16 protein-coding genes, 1 tRNA gene and 1 pseudogene are annotated in these 25,560 nt (G+C 53.4%); 13 read left to right on the plus strand and 5 right to left on the minus strand.

Annotated features, from left to right (window positions below):
• Positions 1-537 precede the first annotated feature (537 nt).
• From iadA to MNU25_RS10030, 3 genes are all read left to right on the plus strand, one after another.
• Complete coding sequence (gene iadA / locus MNU25_RS10020) at positions 538-1,695, plus strand: beta-aspartyl-peptidase (protein WP_240984935.1); 1,158 nt, start codon at positions 538-540, stop codon at positions 1,693-1,695.
• Positions 1,696-1,875: 180 nt separating this feature from the next.
• Complete coding sequence (gene fusA, locus MNU25_RS10025) at positions 1,876-3,897, plus strand: elongation factor G (protein WP_240984936.1); 2,022 nt, start codon at positions 1,876-1,878, stop codon at positions 3,895-3,897.
• A gap of 603 nt (positions 3,898-4,500) precedes the next feature.
• On the plus strand, positions 4,501-8,760 hold the full coding sequence (locus tag MNU25_RS10030; RefSeq protein ID WP_240984937.1) for a 2-hydroxyacyl-CoA dehydratase: 4,260 nt from the start codon (positions 4,501-4,503) through the stop codon (positions 8,758-8,760).
• A 73-nt stretch (positions 8,761-8,833) separates the two neighbouring features.
• On the opposite strand, the gene MNU25_RS10035 is transcribed toward MNU25_RS10030, so the two are convergent.
• On the minus strand, positions 8,834-10,477 hold the full coding sequence (locus MNU25_RS10035) for a PucR family transcriptional regulator (protein ID WP_240984938.1): 1,644 nt from the start codon (positions 10,475-10,477) through the stop codon (positions 8,834-8,836).
• A gap of 421 nt (positions 10,478-10,898) precedes the next feature.
• Between MNU25_RS10035 and kdd the strand changes: the two genes are divergently transcribed.
• The 5 genes from kdd to kce all read left to right on the plus strand — a co-directional run bounded on the left by kdd (position 10,899) and on the right by kce (position 17,419).
• On the plus strand, positions 10,899-11,957 hold the full coding sequence (gene kdd, locus MNU25_RS10040; protein ID WP_240984939.1) for an L-erythro-3,5-diaminohexanoate dehydrogenase: 1,059 nt from the start codon (positions 10,899-10,901) through the stop codon (positions 11,955-11,957).
• 48 nt (positions 11,958-12,005) lie between these two features.
• Positions 12,006-13,205 (plus strand): hypothetical protein, encoded by a 1,200-nt coding sequence (locus MNU25_RS10045; protein ID WP_240984940.1) that lies wholly within the window; start codon positions 12,006-12,008, stop codon positions 13,203-13,205.
• A 62-nt stretch (positions 13,206-13,267) separates the two neighbouring features.
• Positions 13,268-15,928: a lysine 5,6-aminomutase subunit alpha gene (gene kamD, locus MNU25_RS20310; RefSeq protein ID WP_338077735.1), complete on the plus strand. Its 2,661-nt coding sequence runs from the start codon at positions 13,268-13,270 to the stop codon at positions 15,926-15,928.
• 187 nt (positions 15,929-16,115) lie between these two features.
• On the plus strand, positions 16,116-16,511 hold the full coding sequence (kal, locus tag MNU25_RS10060) for a 3-aminobutyryl-CoA ammonia lyase (protein ID WP_240986796.1): 396 nt from the start codon (positions 16,116-16,118) through the stop codon (positions 16,509-16,511).
• Positions 16,512-16,585: 74 nt separating this feature from the next.
• Complete coding sequence (kce, locus tag MNU25_RS10065) at positions 16,586-17,419, plus strand: 3-keto-5-aminohexanoate cleavage enzyme (RefSeq protein WP_338077736.1); 834 nt, start codon at positions 16,586-16,588, stop codon at positions 17,417-17,419.
• 61 nt (positions 17,420-17,480) lie between these two features.
• Here kce and MNU25_RS10070 read toward each other — a convergent pair whose 3' ends face one another.
• The 3 genes and pseudogenes from MNU25_RS10070 to MNU25_RS20505 all read right to left on the minus strand — a co-directional run.
• Positions 17,481-18,749 carry an MDR family MFS transporter gene (locus MNU25_RS10070; protein ID WP_240984941.1) on the minus strand — a complete coding sequence of 423 codons (1,269 nt, stop codon included), beginning with the start codon at positions 18,747-18,749 and terminating at the stop codon, positions 17,481-17,483.
• A 433-nt stretch (positions 18,750-19,182) separates the two neighbouring features.
• Positions 19,183-19,647: a hypothetical protein gene (locus MNU25_RS10075; protein WP_240984942.1), complete on the minus strand. Its 465-nt coding sequence runs from the start codon at positions 19,645-19,647 to the stop codon at positions 19,183-19,185.
• Positions 19,648-19,726: 79 nt separating this feature from the next.
• A pseudogene (locus MNU25_RS20505) lies at positions 19,727-19,843 on the minus strand (transposase); the annotation flags it as partial.
• A gap of 725 nt (positions 19,844-20,568) precedes the next feature.
• Here MNU25_RS20505 and MNU25_RS10080 point away from each other — a divergent pair.
• Entirely contained in the window at positions 20,569-20,856 is a 288-nt protein-coding gene (locus MNU25_RS10080) for a hypothetical protein (RefSeq protein ID WP_240984943.1), read from the plus strand.
• 19 nt (positions 20,857-20,875) lie between these two features.
• Positions 20,876-21,337: a type II toxin-antitoxin system death-on-curing family toxin gene (locus MNU25_RS20510; RefSeq protein ID WP_372503668.1), complete on the plus strand. Its 462-nt coding sequence runs from the start codon at positions 20,876-20,878 to the stop codon at positions 21,335-21,337.
• Positions 21,338-21,504: 167 nt separating this feature from the next.
• On the opposite strand, the gene MNU25_RS10085 is transcribed toward MNU25_RS20510, so the two are convergent.
• Positions 21,505-21,578 (minus strand) — tRNA-Trp (locus MNU25_RS10085).
• A gap of 305 nt (positions 21,579-21,883) precedes the next feature.
• On the opposite strand from MNU25_RS10085, the gene MNU25_RS10090 reads away from it, so the two are divergent.
• From MNU25_RS10090 to MNU25_RS10100, 3 genes are all read left to right on the plus strand, one after another.
• Positions 21,884-22,714, plus strand: a complete 831-nt coding sequence (locus MNU25_RS10090; protein ID WP_240984944.1) for a PHP domain-containing protein — start codon at positions 21,884-21,886, stop codon at positions 22,712-22,714.
• 294 nt (positions 22,715-23,008) lie between these two features.
• Complete coding sequence (locus MNU25_RS10095) at positions 23,009-23,896, plus strand: BON domain-containing protein (RefSeq protein ID WP_240984945.1); 888 nt, start codon at positions 23,009-23,011, stop codon at positions 23,894-23,896.
• A 302-nt stretch (positions 23,897-24,198) separates the two neighbouring features.
• Positions 24,199-25,548, plus strand: a complete 1,350-nt coding sequence (locus MNU25_RS10100; RefSeq protein WP_240984946.1) for a hypothetical protein — start codon at positions 24,199-24,201, stop codon at positions 25,546-25,548.
• Positions 25,549-25,560 lie beyond the last annotated feature (12 nt).

Here is a 25,560-nt window from a genome sequence, read left to right on the forward strand (position 1 = left end):
ATTGCTTCTAGTAACCTTATGCGCGGAGGGAAAAGCCCATGCGTGAAAAATTTCTCGGCTTTGTAAATTCGAAAAAAGGATTTTTACCTCGGGACGACGAATTTTTTAGTAAACTCTAAGTTAGGGCCCGGTTAAGGCTGGGTTAAAATCAGCAGACTCAAGGTGTAGAGTCCGCCCATGCTTCGGTCAAGCTCGTGCTTCGGTCAAGACCGGTAAGATTGGGTTTATGGGTTTGTGGGTTTATGGGTTTGTGGGTTTATGGGTTTGTGGGTTTATGGGTTTGTGGGTTTATGGGTTTGTGGGTTTATGGGTTTGTGGGTTTATGGGTTTATGGGTTTGTGGGTTTGTGGGTTTGCAGTTCCTTTGGGATTTGATTAAAACTGGTAAGCCCGAAGTTGGAGTCCGCTTGTGGTTGGGTCGAGTCCGGCGCGGGGTCTTGGTGATAAAAAAACGCCGCTCAAAAAGGTCGGAAGGAGATTGACTGAGGAATAATTTACAAGATAAGGGGTATTATACCTCCGAACAGGAGGGACCCCAATGTGGCAGTTAATAAAAAACGCGAAGATTTACTCACCTGAGCCGGTTGAGGATACCGATGTACTCATAGTCGGCGAGAGAATCGCGGCCTTGGGAAGAGGGTTGACTTTACCGGATTATGCCGAAGGTTCTGTCGTGGATGTCCGGGGGGCCGTGTTAGCTCCCGGATTTATCGATGCCCATGTGCACATTTGTGGCGGAGGGGGGGAAGCTGGGCCGGCCTCCCGGACACCCGAGATTCAGCTGTCTCACTTAACCCTGGCGGGGACTACGACGGTTGTCGGCTGCTTGGGCACGGATTCTGTGTCCCGCAGTATGACGGAGCTTTTGGTTAAAGCCCGCGCTTTGGAGGATGAAGGTTTAACCACCTACATTTACAGCGGCGGGTATCAGGTTCCGCCGAAAACCCTCTTCCCGACTCTGCGCCAGGACCTGACCCTGGTCGATAAAGTCATTGGGGCCGGAGAGATTGCCATTTCCGATCACCGTTCCGCCCAACCCCAAATTGCCGAACTGGAGCATTTGTGCGCCGAAGCCAGGGTGGGGGGGATGCTGGGGGGAAAAGCCGGAATCGTCCATCTTCATTTAGGGGAGGGAAAGCACGGCTTAGAGCCGGTGAGGACGATCCTCAACCGGACGGAAATCCCCATCACTCAGTTCATGCCCACCCATATTAACCGTACCTATTCCTTGCTGGAAGAGGGTATCGAATTTCTGAAGGCGGGCGGGCACATCGACCTCACGGCAGGGTGCGACGATTTCCCGAAGGATTTGCAAGTGCCGGCCGTGCTGAAAATGCTTCATGCCCGCCGGGTACTCAATGACCGGGTGACGGTCACCTCGGATGGTAACGGCAGCATGCCCCAATACAATGAAGCCGGGCAATTGGTGGGAATGGGTGTGGGTAAGGTGAGCGTTCTCTGGCGGGACGTACGAGAAGCGGTGGTTTCTTGCGGCTTGCCGCTGGAAGCGGGCCTAAGGACCATTACGGCGAACGTAGCCAGGGTTCTGAACTTGGAGAGGACAGGAATGATTCGGAAGGGGTATGCAGCGAACTTGGTGGTTCTGGATGAGGATTACCAGGTCCGGCATGTCTGGGCCAAAGGTAAACTCATGGTCCGCGCCAAAGAGGTTTTGGTTAAGGGAACGTACGAGTGAACAGACAAAGTATCAAAAAGCCCAAGCTGCGCCAACGACGTCGGTCGACAGCGGGACTGACGCCAAACTGCCCGACAGGGTAAGGATAAAGGGTTACTTCATTGACTCAGGCAACAACTTCCATGAGTAAGCAAAAGGTATTGAGCCCTTTTCTTAATAACGCACAAGGAGGAGTTTGTCTTGAAGACCTATGAGTTGGCAAATTTGCGCAATGTCTGCTTAATTGGGCATGGTGGAGCGGGAAAGACTTCCTTGGCCGAAGCTTTCCTCTTTACTTCCGGAGCGACTAATCGCTTGGGAAAAGTGAGCGACGGCAATACCGTCTCCGACTATCTTCCGGAAGAAGTTAAACACAAGATTTCCATCAGTACCAGCCTGATCCCGGTTGAATGGCAGGGGGTCAAGGTGAACGTGCTGGATACACCGGGCTACTCCGATTTTATGGGCGAGGTGATGAGTGCCCTGAGGGTTTCGGAATGCGGACTCTTAACGATCTGCGGCGTCTCGGGTTTGGAAGTCCAGGCGGAGATTATATGGGATATTATGGAGGATAGGAAACTCCCCAGAGTGATTTTCGTCAACAAGCTTGACCGGGAAAATGCTAACTTGGACAAAGTATTGGAGCAGTTACGGACGACGTACCCCCAGGCTCGTTTCGCACCTTTGCAGATACCGATCGGTCAAGAAGCCGCTTTCCGGGGCGTTGTGGATATTCTTACGGACAAAGCCTATTATTATGAAGAAAACGGCAGCGGAAAATATACGGGGAAGGAAATTCCCGCCGAGTTCGCGGATGAGGTGCAGATCCTCAAGGAAACCCTGGCGGAGGCGGTAGCCGAGGGGGATGATGAAGTTCTGGAGAAGTACCTGGAAGGAGAACCTCTGACTAATGAGGACTTGGTCAAAGCCCTGAAACCGGCCCTGGCCCAAAGCCTGGTCGTGCCCGTTCTCTGCGGTTCGGCCTTTAAAAATATCGGAATTGCTCATCTTTTGGACTTCTTGGCGGCCTATGCTCCCGAACCGGCAACGATTAATGAAAAAGCTGCTCTTATCTTCAAAACTCTGGCCGATCCCTATGTCGGGAAAATGAGCTTTCTCCGGGTGTATAGGGGAAAATTTACGGCTGATACCCTTGTTTTCAATGCCAAACGAGGTTCGGAAGAAAAGATGGGGCAGCCTTTTTATTTGAGGGGAAAGACCCAGGAGAATGTACAGACCGTCGGGGTCGGAGACATCGCGGTGGTGGCGAAGATGCAGGAAGTCGGTACCGGCGAGACCTTATGCGCGAAAGATAAGCCGGTTGAATTGGAAGGGATAGAATTCCCGGAACCGACTCTCTCCGTGACTATTGAGCCCAAGAGCAAAGGGGACGAAGACAAGCTGTCTAATGCGCTGACCCGGCTGGCGGAAGAGGATCCGACGATTCGGGTGAGCAAAAACACGGAGACGAAAGAACAGATTCTGACCGGCTTGGGAGAGATGCATCTGGAGATCGTCTTGGAAAAGCTTTCGCGTAAATTCGGCGTGGGCGTGAGCATGCGGGTTCCGCGCGTTCCTTACCGGGAAACATTCAAGAAGTCTGTGCAGGTTGAAGGCAAGCACAAAAAGCAGAGCGGCGGGCACGGGCAGTACGGGCACGTCTGGATTCGTTTGGAACCCAACGAGAACTCGGATTTTGAATTTACGGAAGAAGTTTTCGGAGGGGCTGTGCCCAGACAATATTTCCCGGCCGTGGAAAAAGGCATTCGTGAAGCCATGGCGGAAGGGATTCTGGCCGGCTACCCCGTGACCGGGTTTAAGGTCTGCCTTTACGACGGTTCCTACCATAGTGTTGACTCTTCCGAGATGGCCTTTAAACTGGCTGCGATTCTTGCCTTTAAGAAGGGCTCGGAATTGGCGAAACCGGTCTTGCTGGAACCCATTGTTGATGTCGAGGTGCGGGTGCCGGAAGTTTTCATGGGCGACGTCATCGGCGACTTAAATTCTAAACGGGGGCGTGTACTCGGTATGGAAGCCGACGGCAAATACCAGGTGATCAAGGCCCACGTCCCACAGGCTGAAATGATGCGCTATGCCATTGACCTTAAGTCGCTGACCCAGGGGAGAGGAAAATTCAGCCTGTCTTTCCTCCGGTATGAGGAAGTTCCGGCCAAAATTTGCGACAGTCTGGTGAACAAGCTCAAAGCGGCCCAGCAAGGCTGACCCCAAAAACTTGCCGCAAGCCCCGGTGGCTGCTCGGGGTAAAGCAGCGCGAATCTATTGAGCGTATGAGGGGGATTTCCTGAGAATTAAGGCAGTTGCGGTGGGCGCTCACTCTTGCGGTGGGCGCTCTTTTTAAGCAGTGAGACTTTTAGTTGTGAGATCTTTAGCTGTGAGATTTTAGCCATGATTCTGCTGCAGAAACCCCTATTTTTGCCTTTAACGGGCTGCATATAGTGTGATGTATTAAAATGAACTACTAGATATAGCGTGTAAAATCGCAAAATGATACTTTCTGCACTGGAATCAGCCATGAGATTTTTACCGTGGGATCTTAAGCCGTGGGATCTTAAGCCGTGGGATCTTAAGCCGTGGGATCTTAAGCCGTGGGATCTTAAGCCGTGGGATCTTAAGCAGTGTGGGATCTTAAGCTGTGGGATCTTAAACGATGTGATCTTAGGCTATACGATCTAAGCCGCATGATCTTAAGCTCTGTGATCTTAGTCGCAGACAGAACGTACTGTTTAAGGTATAATTAAGATATAATATCAATGGACTTACTACTAGAGAACATAAGAGTGAGTTGTGACTGAGCGGAGGAAGAACATGGGAGTTCTCAATGTCGGGCTCGATGTTGGTTCCACCACCGTGAAAATGGTGATTCTGGAAGAAGGAAAGATCATCTTCAAGCAGTACATGCGGCACTTTTCCAACATTAAACAAACTGTGGCCGCCCTGCTGGAAGACGCCAAGAATGTTTTGCAGAGGAACACCTTGACCATTATGATCACGGGTTCGGGGGGCCTCAATATCTCAGAGAATCTGGACGTGCCTTTCATTCAAGAGGTAATCGCCAGCACCAAGGCTGTGAAAAGCCTTATTCCCGCGACCGATGCCGCCATCGAGCTGGGGGGAGAGGACGCCAAGATTACTTATTTCGGGGAAGCCATGGAGCAGCGGATGAATGGCACTTGCGCGGGCGGCACGGGGGCTTTCATAGATCAGATGGCGGCACTCCTCCAGACGGATGCGGCCGGACTCAACGAATTGGCGCAACATCATAAACACATTTACCCCATCGCTTCACGCTGCGGCGTTTTTGCCAAGACGGATGTGCAGCCTCTCCTGAACGAAGGGGCGGACAGGGCGGATATCGCGGCTTCCGTCCTGCAGGCGGTGGTTAACCAAACGATCAGCGGCTTGGCCCAGGGCAGGCCCATTAACGGGCGGGTGGCCTTTTTGGGCGGCCCCTTGCACTTTATGCCGGAACTGCGCCAACGTTTTGTTGAGACCTTAAAACTCGCTGGGGAGGACATCATTTTCCCGGAGGATTCCCAGTATTTTGTGGCCTGGGGAGCGGCTCTTTCTTCGCGCTCTGAAGAACCGGTTTCCTTTGAGTGCCTTTATGAAAGGATCCCGGCCATCTATAATTTGAACGGCTCGCAGAGTAATCCTCTGGAGGCGCTCTTTGCGGATGAGGAAGAGTACCGGGTCTTTAAGCGGCGGCACGCACAGCATGCCGTGCCGAGAGCGGATCTGGAGACATATGAGGGAGACGCTTTTCTCGGGATTGATGCCGGATCGACCACCACAAAAATGGTGCTGGTGGATGAGATGGGGCGTCTGCTGTATTCTTTCTACGGCAGTAATAAGGGAAATCCCCTCAAGTCGACGGTTGAAGCGTTAAAAACCTTGTACCGCAAACTCAATGCGCGTACCCGGATTGCTTATGCGGCCGTGACCGGCTACGGGGAGCACTTGATTAAGTCAGCACTGAAAGTGGACATAGGCGAGATTGAGACGGTGGCCCACTACAAGGCGGCGGACTTCTTTCTGCCGGGAGTCGATTTCGTTTTAGACATCGGCGGCCAGGACATGAAATGCCTGATTGTGAAAAACGGGGTTATTGATTCGATTATGCTCAATGAAGCCTGTTCTTCCGGCTGCGGATCGTTTATTGAAACGTTTGCCAACTCTTTGAATTACGATGTCAAGGATTTTGCCCGGATCGGCTTGGCGGCCAAGAAACCGGTCGATCTGGGAACGCGCTGTACGGTCTTTATGAATTCCAAAGTCAAGCAGGCGCAAAAAGAAGGGGCGGAGGTGAGCGATATTTCGGCCGGAATATCACTCTCCGTCATCAAGAATGCACTGTTCAAGGTCATTCGTCTGCGCAGCACGGAGGAGTTGGGAGAGAAGATCGTCGTTCAGGGGGGGACCTTTTACAATGATGTCGTCCTGCGTTCTTTGGAGAAACTGATCGGCCGCGAGGTGGTGCGTCCGGATATTGCCGGTCTCATGGGGGCTTTCGGGGCGGCTCTCCTGGCCAAAGAAAGTTTCGCGGCCGGACGGGAGACGACTCTCCTGGAGGCGGCAAGACTGGACGGATTCAGGGCACAGACGGAAATGAAACGTTGTGGACGGTGCGGAAATAACTGTGTCGTCACAGTAAACCGTTTTCCGGACGGCGGCGAGTTCTATTCCGGTAATCGCTGTGAACGCGGGGCCGGCCGGGAGAGGACAAAGACGGATGTACCGAACATCTACGAGTACAAGTACCATCGGGTCTTCAACTACCGGCCTCTGGCGGAACAAGAAGCGCCTCGGGGTGTGATCGGTTTACCTCGTGTGCTCAATATGTATGAGGATTATCCCTTCTGGTTCACATTTTTTACCGAGTTGGGTTACCGGGTGCTTCTCTCGGGACGTTCTTCCAAGCGGATCTATGAACTCGGGATGGAGACCATTCCTTCGGAATCCGCCTGTTATCCGGCTAAGCTGGTGCACGGACATATTGCTGACTTGGTGCGCAAGGGAGTTCGGAAAATCTTTTATCCCAGTATTCCCAACAATATTCCTGAAGATCCGGGAGCGAATAATAAGTACAACTGTCCGATCGTCACCTCTTACCCGGAAACGATTCGGGCCAACATGGACATCCTGAGGGAGGTTACCTTTTATCATCCGTTTTTGCCCCTGGACATGCCCACGCGCTTGACGCGCCGTTTGGCGGCGGAATTAAGCCCCGAAGGGCTTTCGAAACGGGAGATTGTGTCGGCGGTTCGGCGCGCTTATGAAGAACTGGACAGGTATAAAGAGGATGTCCGGCACAAAGGTGAAGAGATCCTGCACTACATTGAGGAGCACGGAAGTAAAGGAATTCTCCTCGCGGGCAGGCCTTACCACGTCGACCCGGAAATCAATCACGGGATACCGGAGATGATTCAGGCCTACGGTTTCGCGGTACTGTCCGAAGACGCCCTTCGCCATCTCGACCAAGTGGAGCGTCCCCTGCGGGTTGTGGACCAATGGGTTTATCATTCCAGGCTCTACGCGGCGGCCACTTACGTGGCCAAACACAAAGACATCGAATTGGTTCAGCTCAATTCCTTCGGCTGTGGTCTGGATGCGGTGACTTCCGACCAAGTGAAAGAAATCCTGGACCGTTACGGCCGGATTTACACGGTTTTAAAAATTGATGAGATCAATAATTTGGGTGCGGCCAGGATTCGGATTCGGTCCCTGATTGCGGCCATCAATGAACGGGACAAGAGGAATTTCGTCCCTCGGCGCTTGGCTGAACCGCAGGCCAGGGTGCCGTTTACCGAGGAAATGAAAGCAAAACACACGATCCTGGCTCCCCAGATGTCACCCATTCACTTTCAATTTCTCAAGACTACTTTTGAACAGGAAGGGTACCGCATCGAGATTCTGCCTTCGGTGGACAAAGCGGCGATCGACGAGGGCTTGCGTTTTGTGCATAATGACGCCTGTTATCCCGCCATCATCGTCGTCGGTCAACTGATGAAGGCCTTGCGTTCGGGCAAATACGACTTAAATAATACCTCCGCCATCATTTCTCAAACGGGGGGCGGCTGTCGGGCTACCAACTATATTGCCTTTATCCGCAAAGCCTTGAAAGACGCGGGTATGGCCCAAGTCCCGGTGATTTCCCTGAGCACGGGCGCGGGTGGTCTGGAGAAAAATCCCGGCTTTAAACTCACGCTCAGATTATTTAACCAGATGCTCAGAGCTTTGGTCTACGGCGATCTCTTTATGCGCGTTCTTTACCGGGTACGGCCTTACGAAAAAGTCCCCGGTTCGGCGGACAAACTCTATGAGTACTGGGTGGAAAAGTGCCAGGCCCAGCTGCGTTCCGGCGGGAAAAAAGGTTTCAAGGAGAACATATATGGGATCGTGCGGGCTTTTGATCGGTTGGAGATTTATGAGGATCGGGTCAAACCGAGAGTGGGAGTAGTGGGGGAAATCCTGGTGAAATTCCACCCCACGGCTAACAATAATATTGTTGGGCTCCTGGAAGCGGAGGGAGCCGAGGCGGTCGTCCCTGACCTGATCGATTTTCTTTTGTACGGAGCCTATGACGCGAAGGTCAAGTATGAGCTTCTCTCCGGAAGCTTTTCCGGCATGTTGGGTGGTTTTCTCACCATCAGCCGCATTGAAGCTTTCCGCAAGGACATGAGAAAAGCTTTGACGGAGAGCCGGCGTTTTGAGCCGCCCCATACCATCGAACAGATTGCCCATCTGGCCGAGCGTCATCTTTCCCTGGCTAACCAGACCGGAGAGGGCTGGTTCCTGACCGGGGAGATGGTCGAACTCATGCATAGCGGGGTCAATAATGTGGTCTGTCTGCAGCCTTTTGCCTGTTTGCCCAATCACATCACCGGTAAAGGGATGGTCCGGGAGCTGAGGAGAGCCTATCCGGATTCCAATATTGCGCCTATCGATTACGATCCGGGAGCCAGTGAGGTTAACCAACTCAACCGGATCAAATTGATGTTGGCGGTGGCCCGGGAGCATCTGGGCGAATTGCCTGCCCAAGCAGCCGGGAACAAGTCGACCCCTTGACGGCCGATTATCTTCGAGACATATTAGAGACATAAAGGTATCTTCCGGGCAGACGGTAAGACATTGTTTAATGTCAGTCTTTGGGAAGCCGGACATCGAGGATGTATCTCAGCTTAAGGCCCAACTGCAGCTTGAGTCGGTCCTCTGGGTCGGATGGTTTCAAACCGGTCAATTCTTCGATTTTGCGCAGGCGGTGGCGCAGCGTTTGGCGGTGTATGCCGAGCTGTTCTGCCGCCTGCTTAATGTTGCCCTGAAAGTTGAGGAAGGTTTCCAGGGTGAGCAGGAGTGCCTTTTGCCCGCGTTCGCCCGGAGCGGCCAGCGGAGCCAGGGTCTCCTGATAAAACGCGGTCTGGCTTTCTCTGCCGGCGCAGAGCAGAAGCCGGTAGACGCCCAAGTCCCGGTAAAGCGCCAGGGTATCTCGCCGACCCAACGCCCGGTTGACGGTGAGGGAGGACGCCGCTTCCCGATAAGCCTGCGGGACCTGGGACAGGTCGCGATATAAGCCGCCGCTGGCGATGGATAGGGTTGGGCCGGCCAGGGCTTTCTTAATAGTTTCTTTGAGGGCGAACAGGGTTGCTTGCAATTGGTTCGGGTCCTCGCGCGGGGACGGTTGCCAAAAGACGACGACTGTTTCGCCCCTCACCTTTGCTATGGGGCGGCAGCCACGGTGGTAGAAAAAGGGCCGGACCGAGGCGAGGAGAGTTTCCCGGTAAGCGGGAGCGGCTCCTTCGTCAGTGACGGAATCTATTCCCAGCACGATCAGGGCAAAGCTGTGTCCGGGCTCGTAACCGAGACGCCGAGCCCGTCTTTCCAGGGCTTCTCCGGAGGGAAAAGCGCCGTTGAGCATATCCTCAAGAAAATCGCCGCGGGTGCGGTTCTCTGCTTCCAGGACGGCTTGCTCTTTGAGAATTTCCAAGGCGGTTACGGTGGCCGCCTGGCGAATAGCCATTTCATCCATTTCATCGATACTATCGATAACATCCATGGCATCGATGTTATCCATGTTATCCAGCGCAGGGCTATTCGGAGGCCCTTCCTGCGGACGGGTGAGTACGGAGATGTAACCGTAGACTTTGTTACCGACGGCGACGGGCACGGTCTTCAGGAGCGCAGTTTGTGGGGACGCGGTCTCTTGTGAGCCTGTCTGTGTGGAAATGGGCCCGGGTTCCGGATGCTCTGCCAGGACGGTGCCGGTTTCATTTTGGATACGCACGGGCCGCTTGATGAGTTGGCTCAAGGTTTGGGCGACCGCCGGCAGACCTCGGTTGGCCAGGATTACCTGAGTAAATTCATGGTTCATGCGTTCCGAATACTGCAGACGTTCCATTTGCCGTCCGATGATTCGTCTGAGTATGGTTTGAGTGAGGGCGGAAAAAGCTAAGTCCTGGGGCAAGAGGATGAGCGGCAAGGCGTGGGTATCGGCCTGTGTCCGCAGGACCGACGGGATATCGCGGATATAGAAACCGGTCTGGATGGCCAAAGCGGCTAGGCCCTTGGCGGCTAAGGCCGGAATGAGGTGTTCCTGTAATCCGGGGTCCTGTTCCAGGCCGAAGGCCGTGGTGACCAGGAGTTCTCCCGCCCGGAGCAACTGGATCTCGTCCAGCACTTCCAGAACACTCACCCAGGTAATTTCCCTGTCCAAGCCTGTTTCCCCGGCCACGACCCTAGCCCGGCGCAGGATTTCCATGTCCAAAGCTTCTCTCACTGTCAGAATCATCTGCTTCCTCCATATCTTACTGCTCTTGTGACCGGTGATGGTCGGGATGAACCCGGAGGCGGGGACCAAGGTAAAGTTAATGAACCCGGATGCGGAGACAAGGGCAAAGTTGATGAACCCGAACCCCTGAACCAAGGCCAAGATTGGGAGTTCCCGGCAGAAAAGAACTGAGATGAACCTGAACGTCAGGATTCCGGATAAGAAGTGACACTCTGGTTATATTTTAAAGGTTTTCCCCGGATTGGACAAGATCTGAGCATATACCGCACCGCAACTGTCCATAATGGATAAGATACGGGGAACAAAATGGCCATGGTGGGCATTGCCCAGAAGGTCGGGCCGCGCTAGACTGGAAAGTACAGGGAACCGCTCCTGCTTGTAGAAGTGGGAGTCTAACGGTTGGATGAAAGGAGTTTGAATCATGAGCCTGGGATGCCCCTATGGAAGCCACAGAGTACTGGAACCGAAAGGAGTGTTGCCCCAGCCCGCCTGGCGGCTCGACAACGATTTTTCCAAGCTTTCCGATAACGAGATTTTGCTGGAAGTTGAAGTTCTCAACATTGATTCCGCCTCTTTTACTCAGATGAAAGAGCAGGCGGGCGGAGACGCGGATGGGATCAAACAGATCATTTTGCAAACGGTTGCCAAACGGGGAAAACAGCATAACCCCGTAACCGGTTCGGGCGGGATGCTCACAGGCAAGGTCAAGGCGATTGGCTCTGCTTTACGGGGGGATGCCTCGCTTTCACCCGCAATCGATCTCAAGGTCGGGGACCGTATCGCTACTCTGGTTTCCCTTTCCCTTACCCCGCTGCGGATCGATAAGATTCTCGCGGTTCATACCGACGTGGACCAAGTTGAAGTTGAAGGGGAAGCGGTTCTCTTTGCCAGTGGGATCTATGCCAAGATCCCGGAGGACATACCGCAAAAACTGGCCTTGGCTGTACTCGATGTCGCCGGAGCACCCGCTCAAACGGCCAAGATTGTAAAACCGGGTGATACGGTCGTCGTCATCGGCGGCGGGGGCAAGTCGGGCCTCCTCTCCCTGCACGAAGCCTGCAAGCGCGCAGGCGTAACGGGAAAAGTTATCGGGGTCAGCCACTCGGCGGCCGGTGTGGAGAGGATGAAAGCGTCCGGCCTGCCTGTGCTCACCCTGCGGGGGGATGCGCGCGACGCTCTCTGGCTCTTGCGGGAGGTTGAGCGCCTGACGGGAGGAGCGATGGCCGACATTACCCTGAATATGGTCAACATTGCGCAGACGGAAATGGGCAGTATCCTGGCCACAAAGGACGGAGGGATCGTTTATTTCTTCAGTATGGCCACCTCGTTCACGGCAGCCGCTCTTGGGGCCGAAGGAGTGGGCAAGGAGGTCACGATGCTGGTGGGTAATGGTTATACCCGTGGGCACGCCCAAATAGCCCTCGAGATTATGCGCGAAAATCCGCGCCTGCGTGAGCTCTACGAGCATATTTATGGCTGACGCGTCTGATGTCAATGCCGGCCCGCCGCTGCTAATCGGGAGGGGGAGATGAAAGAAGATATTGATACGTCCGATATCGGTTTCGCTTGGCCGGGGAGTCTCCGCAAGTTCCGCCGGCTCGTTTTTGCCGGGTTGGTTAAAAATGCGGGCAAGACCACCGCTTTTAATGCCGTGAATCGCTATTTTGCGCGGGACGCGCTGGGAATTACTTCTTTCGGTTTCGACGGGGAAGACCGGGATGCCCTCTACGATGCGCCCAAACCCCCGGTGCGGGCCTATTCCGGCCAACTCCTGCTCACGGCGGCCGGTTTCCTGGGGGAAAGGCGGGAACCGGGAGTCCTGTCCGGGGAGTCGGGGAGGGCATTTGAAATTATTGAAAGTTGGGGAGACCATCCTCAATACGGTCCCTGGCTGATTGTCCGTTGCCTGCGGGATGTTTCCTTGCGTTTAGCCGGTCCGTCCAGTCTGCCGGAACTGACCCGGGGCATGAAGAGATTGGAGGCATTGGGAGCGGGCAGGATTCACCTGGACGGAGCTTTGGGCCGGCTTACGCACCTGTCCTTGGGGTCGGCCGGTGTGATCCTCAGCACAGGGGCCGCTCTGGGAAATTCTCTCCGGGAAGTGGTGGAACGCACGCGCCTGGTTTTGGAGTACTTCAGGCTTCCGGTGACGGGAGAGAGCGGGCTCCGCTCCGGGGTATCCCGCGGGGCAGAAAGTCGTGTAAATTTGCTTTTGCCGGAGAGTCAGCCGCGAAGTCTGGGTCTGGGTGGTGTGCAAGACGCTGCGGAACCTGCTCTTCCGGCGGGGGTTTTCGGGAGCAGCAGCGCCTATCAAGAGGGGGATCGGTGGCATAATTTGCCTGGCTTCCTCTGGGCAAGAGATTTACGGGCACTCCTGCCGCAAGATTATGAGCAATTGTACCTGGCAGGGGCGTTAACAGATCGGCTTTATCTTGAACTTCGCAAGGCCCGACGTTTGCCCCGGACCCTCCTGCTTGACCATCCGGGCCAGATTCTCCTCTCTGCCCCACTCTGGCATGGCCTGAAAGCGCGGAGTATTTCCGTCCGCCTGAGCCGGCGGCCCAATCTCGTCTGCTTGACCCTAAGTCCCTGGCATCCGCGGACTCCCATTGCCACGACGGAACTGGCGGCTGCCCTCAGGCCCCATAGCCACGTGCCTCTCGTGGATGTGGCAAGAGAACTGATTTGGCGGCCGGGGTTCGAACCCCAAGGAAATCGGCTTATTTAAGCAAGACGAATCTGATTTAGTTGGCCCCGGCGAGCAACGGCTTGTTTTAGGAGGTAGAAAAAATGGTTCGCCCTTATACAGAACGGAAACTGGCTTTGGACCCCAACCTGATTGCGCGGGGCCGAGAATTGGCCGGGCAGATCGTGGCGCAGGTGACGCCATTCATTCTCAGTCATACCACGGTCAGTGTGGAACGGGCGGTTCTGCGCTTGTGCGGAATTGACGGCGTCAGCCGGGAAGGGATTCCTTTGGCGAATGTGGTCGTCGATGCCTTACAGGATGCGGGTATGGCCGCAGACGGTGCCGCCAGGGCTTTGGCACGCATCTTTCTCCACTATGGGAAGCCGCCGCAGGAAGCTGCCGCAGCTGTGGAACGAGGAGAACTCTCTCTCAGCGATCTGCCGGATTTTCCGGCAGCAGAAGTGGAGGAGGAGGCCAGACGCCTGGCCTTCCCGGCGGTGGAGAAAATCCTGGCTCAGCGACGGGAACGGGAAGTCCGCATGGCCCGGGGAGCGGGAAAGGAACCCTATCTCTATGTGATCGTGGCTACGGGCAACATCTATGAAGATGTTGTTCAGGCCAGGGCAGCGGCCAGGCAGGGGGCTGACATCGTCGCCGTCATCCGTTCCACCGGGCAAAGCCTCTTGGATTATGTTCCCTACGGTCCTACGACAGAGGGGTTTGGCGGGACGTTTGCCACCCAGGCCAATTTCCGGATCATGCGCCAGGCCTTGGATGAGGTGGGGGAGGAATTGGGGCGCTACATCCGGCTGACGAATTATGCTTCGGGGCTCTGCATGCCGGAGATTGCCGCCATGGGCGCTTTAGAGCGGCTGGATGTTATGCTCAACGACTCCATGTACGGGATTATTTTCCGGGATATCAATATGCAGCGCACTTTTATTGATCAGTATTTCTCCCGTCTGATTCACGGTTTTGCCGGTATTATCATCAATACCGGAGAAGACAATTATCTGACGACAGCGGATGCGATGGAGGCTGCCCACACTGTCCTGGCCTCCAACTTCATTAACGAGCAATTCGCCTTTCTGGCGGGTCTGCCGGAAGAACAGCAGGGTTTGGGGCATGCCATGGAAATCAATCCGGAAGGGGAAGATTCTTTTCTCTACGAAATTGCCCAAGCGGAATTGATCCGGGAAGTGTTCCCGCGTTCACCCCTCAAATATATGCCGCCGACCAAATATATGACGGGAAACATTTTTCGCGGGCAGGTTCAGGACGCCCTCTTCAACGCGGCTTCAGTCATGACCGGGCAGAGCATCCACCTTTTGGGCATGCTGACCGAGGCCATCCACACTCCCCTTTTGCAAGACCGGGCTCTCAGCTTAGAAGCGGCGCGTCTCGTCTTTCAGACCATGCGCCATGTGGGCGGGGAGATTCAATTTAAAGCGGACGGAATCATCCGGCAGAGAGCCTCGGCAACCTTGCGCAAAGCGGTAAGCATGCTCGAGGCAATCAACGGCATGGGTTTATTTGCCGCTTTGGAAAAAGGAATGTTTGCCGACATCTCTCGCCATAGGCAGGGCGGGCGCGGCTTGGATGGGGTTATTGGCAAGACTTCGCACTATCTCAACCCCTTCTTGGAGCTGCTGCAACCGGGGACAATCCGGCCAAACGGGCCGGGGGTTGACGGGACAGTGAAGGTTTCGGGCCTGGCGGGGGTTGAAAGAGCTGTGGAGGGACAGGGCCCAACGAATATCCCAAATTTGGAACGGGCTCTTGACCAGGCGCAGGTCTCAGGTTCAGTGGAGGCCCGGGCGGAGGGCTCGGCGGAGGCCGAAGGGGAAGACCAGGCGGAGACGGCAGGTTTAGCCGGGACCCAGACTCCGGCGGAGGCACAGGGTCCCGCCGAGACGCGGGTCATGGCGGGAATAGAGGATTCAGCAGAGGTCCAAAGTCCGGCGGAGGCACGGGACTCACAGAACCCCGGGGGCGTATCTGTCCCCAGCCGAAAAATCGACCTGAGCTCAGTCAGGCCTTACGGGGATACTTTGGACGACGGCATGGTCCAACTTTCCCTCACCTTGCCGGTTCCCTTGGGAGAAGAGGCTCGGGAAGCGGCTCGGCGCTGGGCCTCGCGGAGCGGCTTTAGGGACCCGCAGGTGGTGCACGCCGAAACATTAGGCGAGGGTTTCAGTTTCTTCGTCCTCTACGCCCGCTCTGATGTGAGCGTTGACTTTTCCCGGATCAAAGTACCGAAACTCAGCCATCAGCGTTGGGAAAAGGCCGAGATTGAAGCGCTGATCCGAGAAAACATCGGGCGGAAACTAGTCATTGTGGGAGCCTGTATTGAGAGCGACGCCCACACAGTGGGCATTGATGCCATCATGAATATGAAAGGGTACAACGGCCACAAAGGGTTAGAAAGTTACCACGGGATTGAAGCCCACAACCTGGGGGCGCAAGTTTCCTGCGAGGACCTCCTGGCTCAGGCGGATGCGGTGGGGGCCGATGCCATCCTCATCTCGCAAGTGGTCACCCAAAAAGACATCCACGTACGCAACCTGACGCGCATGGTGGAAATCTTGGAGTTGGAGGGGTTGCGCCAGCGTTTCCTGCTCGTTTGCGGAGGCCCTAGGCTAAATTATGAACTGGCCAAGGAATTGGGCTATGATGCCGGATTTGGCCCGGGCAGCTATGCCGAGGATGTCGCGAGCTTCATCCTGGACCGGATGTTGCGGAGGCAGCCGTGTCAGTCTTAGAGAAAGCGAAGGCCTGTTTGGGTACGGATGCGGTCCTGTTATTTTTGCCTTGTTATCCGAGGACAAAAGTCTAAAACGCAAGGGCGAAAGAAGATCTAAATTATCCGGTTACCTTAATGTCCGGAGACCATGGAAGGTTTCTTCATCATTGATACGGAAACTGTGAAAGGCGGAAAAGGCAATGGCGATGTATGAAGCGAGAATACGTCTGAGGATCGCGGCGGGAGATGCGCATTACGGGGGAGGACTTGTGGATGGGGCCCATATGCTCAAATTATTCGGTGATGTGGCTACGGAGCTTTTGATCTATACAGATGGAGATGAAGGGTTGTTTGTCGCCTATGATAACGTGGAGTTTCTCTCACCCGTCCGGGCAGGGGATTATATTGAAGCTTCCGGGGTGATCACAGGCTATGGCAACACTTCTCGGAAAATGGCCTTTAAAGCCGAAAGGGTGATTGCCGCTCTTCCCGGCAGTGATTCGGCTGCCCAGATATTAGAACAGCCCGTCACAGTCTGCCGGGCCACCGGAACTTGTATGGTTCCCAAAGAAAAGCAGCGTTATAGCCCGCCCAGGAGATAGATGACCGGGCGCGAGTCGAAACTTTCCAGTCTTAAACCGGATCCTGAAGTGGGATTTTCAGAGGGGGAAAAGCTATGACAATGTCAAAACTGATCATTACAGCTGCTTTAGTGGGAGCGGAAGTTACCCGGGAACAGACACCGTATCTCCCGCTTTCCCCACGTGAGATAGCGGATGAGGCCAGAAGGGTCTGCGAGGCCGGGGCTTCGATAGTTCACCTGCATATGCGCGATGCCTCGGGAGTCTCTTCCCAGGACAAAGATCTTTTTGCCGAAGCAATCTCCTACATTCGCGCCGAGACCGACCTCATCGTCCAGGTCTCCACCGGAGGAGCCGTGGGTATGACGGCTGAAACGCGGGTACAACCGGTCAGCTTGAGCCCGGAAATGGCCTCGTTGAGTACGGGGACGGTGAATTTTGGGGAGGAGGTTTTCGCCAATCCCCTGCCTATGGTCCGGACGTTTGCCAGGGCCTGCCATACTTACGGGGTAAAGCCCGAGATCGAAGTCTTTGACAGCGGTATGGTGACCAGTGCCCTTGCCCTGGTGCGGGAGGGTTTGTTGCGGGAACCGCTGCATTTCAATTTCGTCCTGGGAGTGCCGGGTGGGATGGCCGCGGCGGCCAAGAATCTTATCTTTCTCTTGGATCTGATCCCGCCGGGCTCCACTTGGACTGTTTCCGCCGTCGGCCGCCATCAGCTTCCCCTGAACACTTTGGGAATCCTGTTGGGCGGACATGTGCGCACGGGTCTGGAAGACAATATCTATTTCACCAAGGGTGTGTTGGCCAAGGGGAATGCCCCTTTGGTGGAACGGATCACCAGGTTGGCCCGGGAATTGGGACGACCGCTCGCCAAACCGGAGGAAGCAAGGGAGATCCTGGGTCTCAAGCGGCGGGAAGTGCTTTAGGGGAATGAGCATCCGGGTCAGGCGGCAGGTTGGAGATGTGGCGCCTTAGTTTCGCCCATTTTCATCCGGAGGTTGTAAGGGCAGTGCTCTCACCGGCCGGAATTACGGAGCGGGTCAGACGGAGAGTGAAGAAGCCCCCGATGAGTAACAGGCCGGAAATGGACAAAAACAGCGGCAAACCGCCGAAATGCGAGAAGATCAGGCCGCCCAGCAAGGGACCGATGGCCCGGGAAATGTTGTTTCTCATGTTGAATATGGCAAAGTACCTTCCCCGCATATCTTCCGGAGCAATGTAGGAAATGAGTTTGTTCTGATTGGGGAAGGTGATGCATTCTCCAACCGTAAAAATCACCTCGGCCGGGAATAGGAAAGCCACAGTGTGCAAATACGGCCCGAAGCCGTAGCCGATGCCGACCAGAGCAAACAAAATGAATCCAGCCCAGAGAACGCGAGGAAGGTAGTATTTTTCGGATTTCTTGGCCAGCCAAAGGGCTGAGAAAACGACGATTGTGCCGTTCATGGTCATCAAGGAAGAAAAAACGGTTAAGTAATTGGTGAAATTTTGTTGGAGATAAAGCGGAAAATTAGATTCCACTTGGGCGTAAAGCAAGGAGATGGGCAGCGACAGGACGAGCAGAGCAAACAAGAGTCTGTGTTCTCTAAACCGCATCCGTGGAGAGGGCGACGGCGCCGATAAATGACCGCTTCTTCTCAGGTTGCCCTTCGCCGGGCTTTTTTTCTGTTGGCGGTTTGACTTCCCGAGGGTCTCCGGTATGAGAGCGTACACCAGGGCGGCGTAGAGCAACAGACTTACGGCCGAAGCCGCGAAAACCAGGTTGTGGCTGATTTTAACCATGAGCAGCCCCAGCATGGGGCCTGCGGCTGCTCCGACATTCAGTGCGGTGTGCATCAGGGCAAAGACTTCCAAACGCTGCGTCCCCGGCACAATATCTACTATCTGAGCGTTGGCCGCCGGATAGTAGAGGGCAGAGGCCATCCCGTTGATGATAGAAATGATACAGAAGTGCAGCGCGGTGGAGGCGAATATGTAGCCGAAGGTGGACAGGCCCTGAAGAAGGAGGCTGTAGACCAGGAGCGGTTTGCGTCCGTATTTATCCGCCAGTCCTCCCGCAAAGATATTGGTTACCAAGCCCATTAAGGGAGACAAGCCCAGAATGACGCCCGAAAGGTAGATGTTGCCGGTTTTGCCATAGAGATACAGGGCAAGAAACGGGCGAATGGCGAAGCTCGTAACCGTGGTGATAATGGTGCCAAAGACCCGGATCCAGATGGTTCGGTCATAGCGATTCCACAGATCAGTCAAGTTCAAGCGAATCCCCCCTTGTTTCTGTCCCGGGTGACCGACCTGTGATGTGATTTGCGGGATGACATCGAATGTACCCGGTAAGGCAAAGGAATTGTGATTGTCCTGCGCCCAAATTGGACTGCCCTGCCCCTAAACACGAAATGAACTCTTCTTCACAAGGAAATATGTATATTGTATTATGAATCGGCTGAAAAAGATAGAGGGTAATTCGTAAATAGAAAAATTATCCCCCTTTTTCCATCTTGTGGCTTTTTGCTATCCGTGCTAGAATCGTGCTAAGTGAGCGAAAAGATCAAGATCATCTAAGATCAAGATCGTCTGATGAAGCGTAAAGAGGGCATGACTTAGAACGGCTGCCGCAACCGCAACCGTTAAAAAAGCACCCTTGTAACCCTAATCGTGGTCACACAGCAACATCGATAATAACTACAGGGGTTTAGACCTTTGTATCATTGACCAGCCGGTAAATCCAGGTTACCGCACCGTGCCAAACAATGTAGAGAATGAAAGGAGCGAAAACGGTTCCCAAGTTCCACTGGAAAATACCTAGGTTGTGAAGAACGTTAGAGAAGAGCACGCTGTAAAAGGCCGAGACGATCGGAAAGATGTAAAGCCAGGCTCTTCCCGGCGGCAAGAGATAGAGATAGATGACGAAATAGCTTGACCAGGCGACGAGGGGAAAGAAAGGGATGCCCAGAAAAGCGAAAGGGCCATAGTGGGTATAGCCGCCCATGCCGATAAGCTGCGCCAGGAGAATAGCGATTAGGTCGCCAACCGCGCCGAAAAGGACGGCGTAGCGGAGCAGACGCCTTATGTCCTGCCTCGGTACAAGGGCAAAAGTTACGATGAGCAAAACACCTGTGTAAGCGGGATAGACCCAATAAACGGGATAACTTGTCAAACGGGCTCACTCCTTCGACTCTTTTCGGGTATTTTCTTTTTTGTACCCAAATCTTAGCGAAAATATGCGGCATCACTTCCAACGCAATGATTACCCACCCCTTTTCCTGCGCTACAGTTTGAACTGATTTCTCAACCGCCAGGGCTACGTTACCCGTAAGAATCTTGCGTCTGTACTTGGGTATCCATACTATGTGATAGTTTGCAAAGTAAGCGGAATGTCGAGCATTCTTGAATTTGTCCCAGTTTTACCATACCGCAAATATTGACCATGTGTGTGATTGTGTTGAGGGAAGCGCTCTCGTCCCCGGAATCGAATTCCGAGGTTTTCCCATGCACGTTCTATAAGGACGAATCAAAGCATATCCAGGGAATTTTGGGTGAGCATGAAGTAGCGCTAAGGATACTGGAAACTAGATTTGATGAACCGGCGGGCGGGCGAAGAGCCTGAGAGGCCGGATTCAGTAAATGTCCTCTTCCCTTTCAGCCGACACGCGCTCTTGACTAATCGACACTCTTGACGGAACTTCTCGACAAGTACACAGCCGGGGTAAGCCCCGGCCTTATTTGTCTTCACTCCCCGGAATTGAGGAATGAGCTTCGAGTGTAGTAGTCAAGCCCTATTTTTATGCATTTCCGCGTTGATAAAAAATCCCGCAACCACTAATTCAACAGGAACTTAGGAGGCCGCAGCTGTCCGTGAACGTTGCCCCACCCGAACCCCCGGCCCAGACCGTTTAGTCGGATTCCCAGCCTGAGGTCCTACACAAGCCTAAACCCTAAAGCGCCGATGCCGGTTGGCTGCTTGTTCGTCGCGCCCTCGGCTTCGGCAGGGGGCCCTTTTTGGTTTTAGACAGGAATAAAACGGCCTTCACGAGGCATAATAATCAGATAGTTTTATTATGAACGGGGTAAATATTTTATGAGAAAGAAGCTGTTAAAACTTAGAAGGGGGCTTGTCCTCAGGAAGCAATTCCATTATACTAGAATTACCAAGAGGGATACGCTGGAAATTTTGAATGGAAAGGAGAGAAAGCTCATGACCGAGACAACTCAAAAGCTTAACAATATTCGAATACCACCCCAAGTATTACGCGAACTCGGGCTAGAAGAAAACTGGCAAAAAAATGTCTCTCCTGAGTTCATTGAGAAAGTTATCAAAGCGGCTGAAAAATACAAAAGTACGCTGAGAAGGCTATCTAAATATTAGTATCCAGTATTTAAGTGAAATCGATCTTCTTGTCATTCACTACGTCGTAATTGACGAATATTTTAGCGAATTTAAAGATGGCGAAAATGAACAGAGAGGCGTAAAAGATACCTCTCTGTTTCAGTCCGCAGTTAATGAACCGAAGCAGACCTTTAACCGGCAGGACTTATATCCGGATGTTCTGTCAAAGGCAGCAGTGTATTTACGATCGATTGCTACAAACCACGCCTTTTTTAATGGCAACAAACGTACGGCATTAATGGCGATGATCATTTTCCTTGAAGAAAACGGATATACAATAATTGCAGATCCTGTAAAATTGTATCGACTTGCATTAGCCGTCGTAAAGTCAAAACCAAGTATTGAACGAATAAAAGCAAAGTATTTAAAGAAATATTGCCGTTATACCGGTTCACGGACTGCATCGTCTCTTGCTTACCGGCAAATAATTAGAAACATCAGGCAAATATTCAGAATATAGCTAAATCATGTCATTCTAGGGAATAAAAATCCTTGAGTCACGCGGGCTATCAATCCGTAAAGTTGCTGACCTGGGGTACAGGTTTCTATAAAGCCATTGAGGCCCTAAGCTAGCAAACTCAATAAAACGAAAAGGCACCGCAAAAGCTTACGGTGCCTATATTTTTCTGGCAGGGGATGCAGGAGTTGAACCCACACTCGCGGTTTTGGAGACCGCTGTTCTACCATTAAACTAATCCCCTGGATAGTAAAAAGCCGCTGACGACAAGATGTATTATATTCAAGAATTACCAGGCTGTCAAGAAAAACATACGGTCCGAGCGGTCTGCGCCATTCACCAGAGAGGGTCGGCCCATTCTCATCAGCGAGGGTCAATAAAGCAGGATTTTTAGGTTTTGATCCGAAAATATTAAGGGATAGAGCAAAGATAGATTAAGGCGGACAGGGGATAAGGCATTGCCGCAAAATGCCCTTATGGAATCGATAAGTTGAGAGGCCTGATTCATCCTGGGTAAAGCACTGCTTCTTGAAGATGGGAGGGGGAACTTTGCGCATAGATTTGCACATTCACACGGTGGAATCAGACGGGGTTTGTTCCGTGGCGGAAGTCTTCGAAGCAGCCCGCCGGCACGGGGTGGGAATTATTTCACTGACGGATCATGAGAGTACGCAGGGAATTGCGGCAGCAGAGGAATTGGCCGGAAAAAGTTCAATGAAGATTGTTCCCGGGGTTGAACTTCTTACTTCTTTTCAAGGTCAGGAGGTTCACCTTCTCGGCTACTATAAGAATGTGGATCATCCACTTTTGCAAAGCCGGTTGAAAGAACTGCGCGAGCATCGTACGGCTCTGGCTTATGACATGGTGAAATTGCTCCAGCAGGGCGGAATCGGGGTGAAGTGGCCGGATGTGGAAAAAGCGGCCGGAGGTGAAGGTGCCGTCAGCAAAGGACATATTATGCGTGTCCTTTACCAAAAGGAGAGATTCTCGGGTAAGTTTGATTGGGGCGATGTCGGGGCTTTTTTCCAACCGGGGGGGATGGCTTATCTGCCTTTTCTTGAGCATCGTTTCGAGGAAGCGGTCGATCTTATACTGGCAACCGGAGGAATGCCGGTTTTGGCCCATCCGGGACTTTTGAGGAATCCGGGAATTGTACCGAAACTCCTCAGTTACCGGCGGATTGGACTGGAGGTCTACTATGGCTACTGGAAAGAGCGCCAGGCTTTAATTGATTATTACGCCGGGGTTGCCCGGGAAAAAGCTCTTCTGGCGACTGGAGGAAGCGATTTTCATGGGCCGTTCAGCACGGTCAAAATCGGGCAGATAGACGTTCCGCTGAAGGGGGTTCAGATCCTGGAGGATTACCTGGAAATTCACTGAATCAACCAGAACTTGCCAGAAGAAACCAAACTTGTCTAAAGACAACTGAGACCCGCTAAGATTCACTAAGACTAAATGGAACGAAATGGAACTGACTAAGGTCCGGCGGGCCTTCCGACGGTGTTGAGGATAAAAACATTTCCCGCGTGAAAAACTAATTCTGTTTTTGTCGAAGAGAATTCGTGTCGGGGCGATGATTCGGGTTTTGGCCGGGGTAAAGCTCGTTTAGATGCCGCCGGAAACGGCGGCGGGGCTTACGACTCGATACTAGATTTTCACAGAGGAGGCAGAATGATGAGTCATATCCGTTCGCAAAAGGAACTGCTTAAAGACATAAAAGACTTGATCCTCACGCATTTTGGCGAGAGTGGTCAGGGGATTCATGTGGAAGTAAAAGGAGATAAAGTTTCCCTTTGGGGTGCTGTGGATACTTTGGCAGAGAAGGATTTTGCCGCTCAGCGCATCAGCCGGATCGAGGGTGTGAAAGAACTGGATAATTCCCTAACGGTGGCTGATGATGGCAAGATCAGTGACAAAGAAATTGAGGAATGGGTTCGCCAACGGTTAGCCGGGTCGGGGCATAAGGAGGTTTCCGGCCTGGGCTGCCGGGTGAGCCACGGAATAGTCACCCTTTTGGGCCACGTGGAGACCCGGAGCAATGAACATTTGGCCGAGAAAATCGCTTCTCAGATTCGCGGGGTTAAAGAGGTTCGCAGCGAAATTCAACTGAAGGGAAAGAGCGTCGACGATGCGGTGCTGGTCAACCGGGTGGAAAGTGCTCTGGCCGCTTCCCCTTGGGTGAATGCTCAGGAAATTAAAACAGCGGCCAGTAACGGTTTGGTCACTTTAACGGGTCTAGTGAACACCCCGGATGAGTTGGAGTGGGCGGTAGAAACGGCTTATCAAGTTGCGGGAGTGAAAGCGGTCGTCAGTGAGGTGCTGTCCCGCCATCATTCCCAGGGGGAAGATTTGCGTTTGACGGAACAGCTTGTCAATGCTTTGGGGCTTAATCGGCTCAATTCGGCCCAGGTGCACGCTTATGTGCAGGGCGGGATTGCTTTTCTTTCAGGAGAAGTCTACTCTCCGGAGGACCGGGAACGTGCCGAGATTCTTTGTCAGGGAATGCCCGGCATCGACAATGTCGATAATAGTATTCGGGTAGCCGCTCATTGGAGCAAGTGATGATAAAAAGATAACCCGTGACACTTGCACAGGAACGAAAGAGAACGTATAATAGGGTTAAGGGGAACATTAGTTTGATATACAGGAACCTGAGTTTGACCAAGGAGAAACCTGAGTTTGGAGCGGTCAACCACCCCCTGCCTAAAGGCGCCTAAAGACGTCTGAAGCCAGGGGTTTCCGCGCGAAGCATTCGGTCAACTTTGACAACCTGAAACTAAGTTCAGGCCAGGGCTATAAGCCTTTAACATGATTTGCGGGGGAGTCTATTCCTCCTGACTGAGGTCAGAAGTATCCGAGCTCCGATGATCATGAACTTAGGGGACAAAAACCCGGATGGTGGGGGGACAGAGGTGCATTGGCTGCTCTATTTGGCTTTCGAAAATCCGGAGCGGAGAGAGATTAAGGATGTCTGTTCCGGTGAGGATTCCGGACGATGTCCTTGTCTGCCGGGGTTAAGGAGAGAACTTGCCGGTTCCTCCGGGAAGCACTCGTGTTTAGATGCAGACAGGGGAATTTTACCCGCGGGCAGCGAGACTGCGCCGGTGACTTTTAAGGCTTTCTCCGCGGGTAACCGGACCACACCGGGGACCGAGGACGGGGATGCTCCGGTGTCGGTTTCTTTAAATAAGGCACAGGGGTTTTCCCCAAGGATAGAAAAGGGCCGGGGTGAATACTGGCTGGAATTAAGTGGCCCGGATACGGTTTTTAAAGTCATGCGGGAATTAAAAGACGGGCCGCGGGTGATGGCGCTCGCACCGAACAAGTGGTTGGCGAAGCAATTGGCCCTTAACCTTTTAAATTACCCCGCAGAGACGGAAATCGGGTCTTCATGGTATCTCTGGCGGGGGAGAAAGGTCTTTTCCCAGGGTCGGGAACTCGCGCTGATATGTTTTTCCCCCAACCGCCAAAAGGAAGATTTTTATCCGGGTCCGGCTTCAGCCGGTCAGGCCTGGCAGGCCTGGGCCAAGAGCAGTTTTTGGCATGCTTTTCCTGTCCGGGGGCTTTGGTTTTTGACCCCCAAAGCCGTTGACGAACTGGAAAGACTGGGTTTTAACAACCTCGGGCAGTTACTGAGCTTGGGGGATGATTTCCTTGGGCGAGTGACGGGTAATCCGTACCTGCCCGCCTATTTAAAAGGGGGAGAGAATCTTCCCGGGCTTGAGAACAATTATCCCGAGCGGAGTTTGCGTTTTTCCGCGGACTTAAGAGATCCGGACAGTCAAAATGAGGCGGACAGTATCCGCCTGCAAGCTTCCGTGGAATTGCTTTCCTCCCGCCTAGTCGCTCAATTGGCACAAAGGCAGCAGGGATGCCTGCGTCTAAGTCTTACCGTTTCCCATGCGGGAGAGAGGCTGAGCAGAGAGAGGAGCTTTTCTCCCCCCCAATATACCCTGGGGGCATTGAAGGAAAATGCAACCATACTCTTGCGCACCTTGCCCTTTCCCAGTTATAGCGAAGTTTGCCTGGAAGCGGGAGGGCTGCAAACCGTAAGTTATCTCCAGTATACTCTGTTTGCGGAACAGGCCCGTTTAGCGCAGGATCCGCATTTAACAGCGTTGGTCTCGCGCTTTTCGGGTGTACTGCAACGGGGAAAGGAATTTTCCCGCCGGGAAAAGATGCTCGCCCACTATGATCCTTGGCGTTTCGGGTAGAAACTTAGGGGG

It is taken from the genome of Acididesulfobacillus acetoxydans (assembly GCF_902729405.1).
Lineage (GTDB): Bacteria > Bacillota > Desulfitobacteriia > Desulfitobacteriales > Desulfitobacteriaceae > Acididesulfobacillus > Acididesulfobacillus acetoxydans.

What these genes read in the sequence shown, in the direction of transcription:
- iadA (WP_240984935.1), top strand. Translation starts at nt 538, where the DNA reads ATGTGGCAGTTAATAAAAAACGCGAAGATTTACTCACCTGAGCCGGTT.
- MNU25_RS10030 (WP_240984937.1), top strand. Translation starts at nt 4,501, where the DNA reads ATGGGAGTTCTCAATGTCGGGCTCGATGTTGGTTCCACCACCGTGAAA.
- MNU25_RS10035 (WP_240984938.1), bottom strand. Translation starts at nt 10,477, where the DNA reads ATGATTCTGACAGTGAGAGAAGCTTTGGACATGGAAATCCTGCGCCGG.
- kdd (WP_240984939.1), top strand. Translation starts at nt 10,899, where the DNA reads ATGAGCCTGGGATGCCCCTATGGAAGCCACAGAGTACTGGAACCGAAA.
- MNU25_RS10045 (WP_240984940.1), top strand. Translation starts at nt 12,006, where the DNA reads ATGAAAGAAGATATTGATACGTCCGATATCGGTTTCGCTTGGCCGGGG.
- kamD (WP_338077735.1), top strand. Translation starts at nt 13,268, where the DNA reads ATGGTTCGCCCTTATACAGAACGGAAACTGGCTTTGGACCCCAACCTG.
- kal (WP_240986796.1), top strand. Translation starts at nt 16,116, where the DNA reads ATGTATGAAGCGAGAATACGTCTGAGGATCGCGGCGGGAGATGCGCAT.
- kce (WP_338077736.1), top strand. Translation starts at nt 16,586, where the DNA reads ATGACAATGTCAAAACTGATCATTACAGCTGCTTTAGTGGGAGCGGAA.
- MNU25_RS10080 (WP_240984943.1), top strand. Translation starts at nt 20,569, where the DNA reads ATGAGAAAGAAGCTGTTAAAACTTAGAAGGGGGCTTGTCCTCAGGAAG.
- MNU25_RS10095 (WP_240984945.1), top strand. Translation starts at nt 23,009, where the DNA reads ATGAGTCATATCCGTTCGCAAAAGGAACTGCTTAAAGACATAAAAGAC.
- MNU25_RS10100 (WP_240984946.1), top strand. Translation starts at nt 24,199, where the DNA reads ATGATCATGAACTTAGGGGACAAAAACCCGGATGGTGGGGGGACAGAG.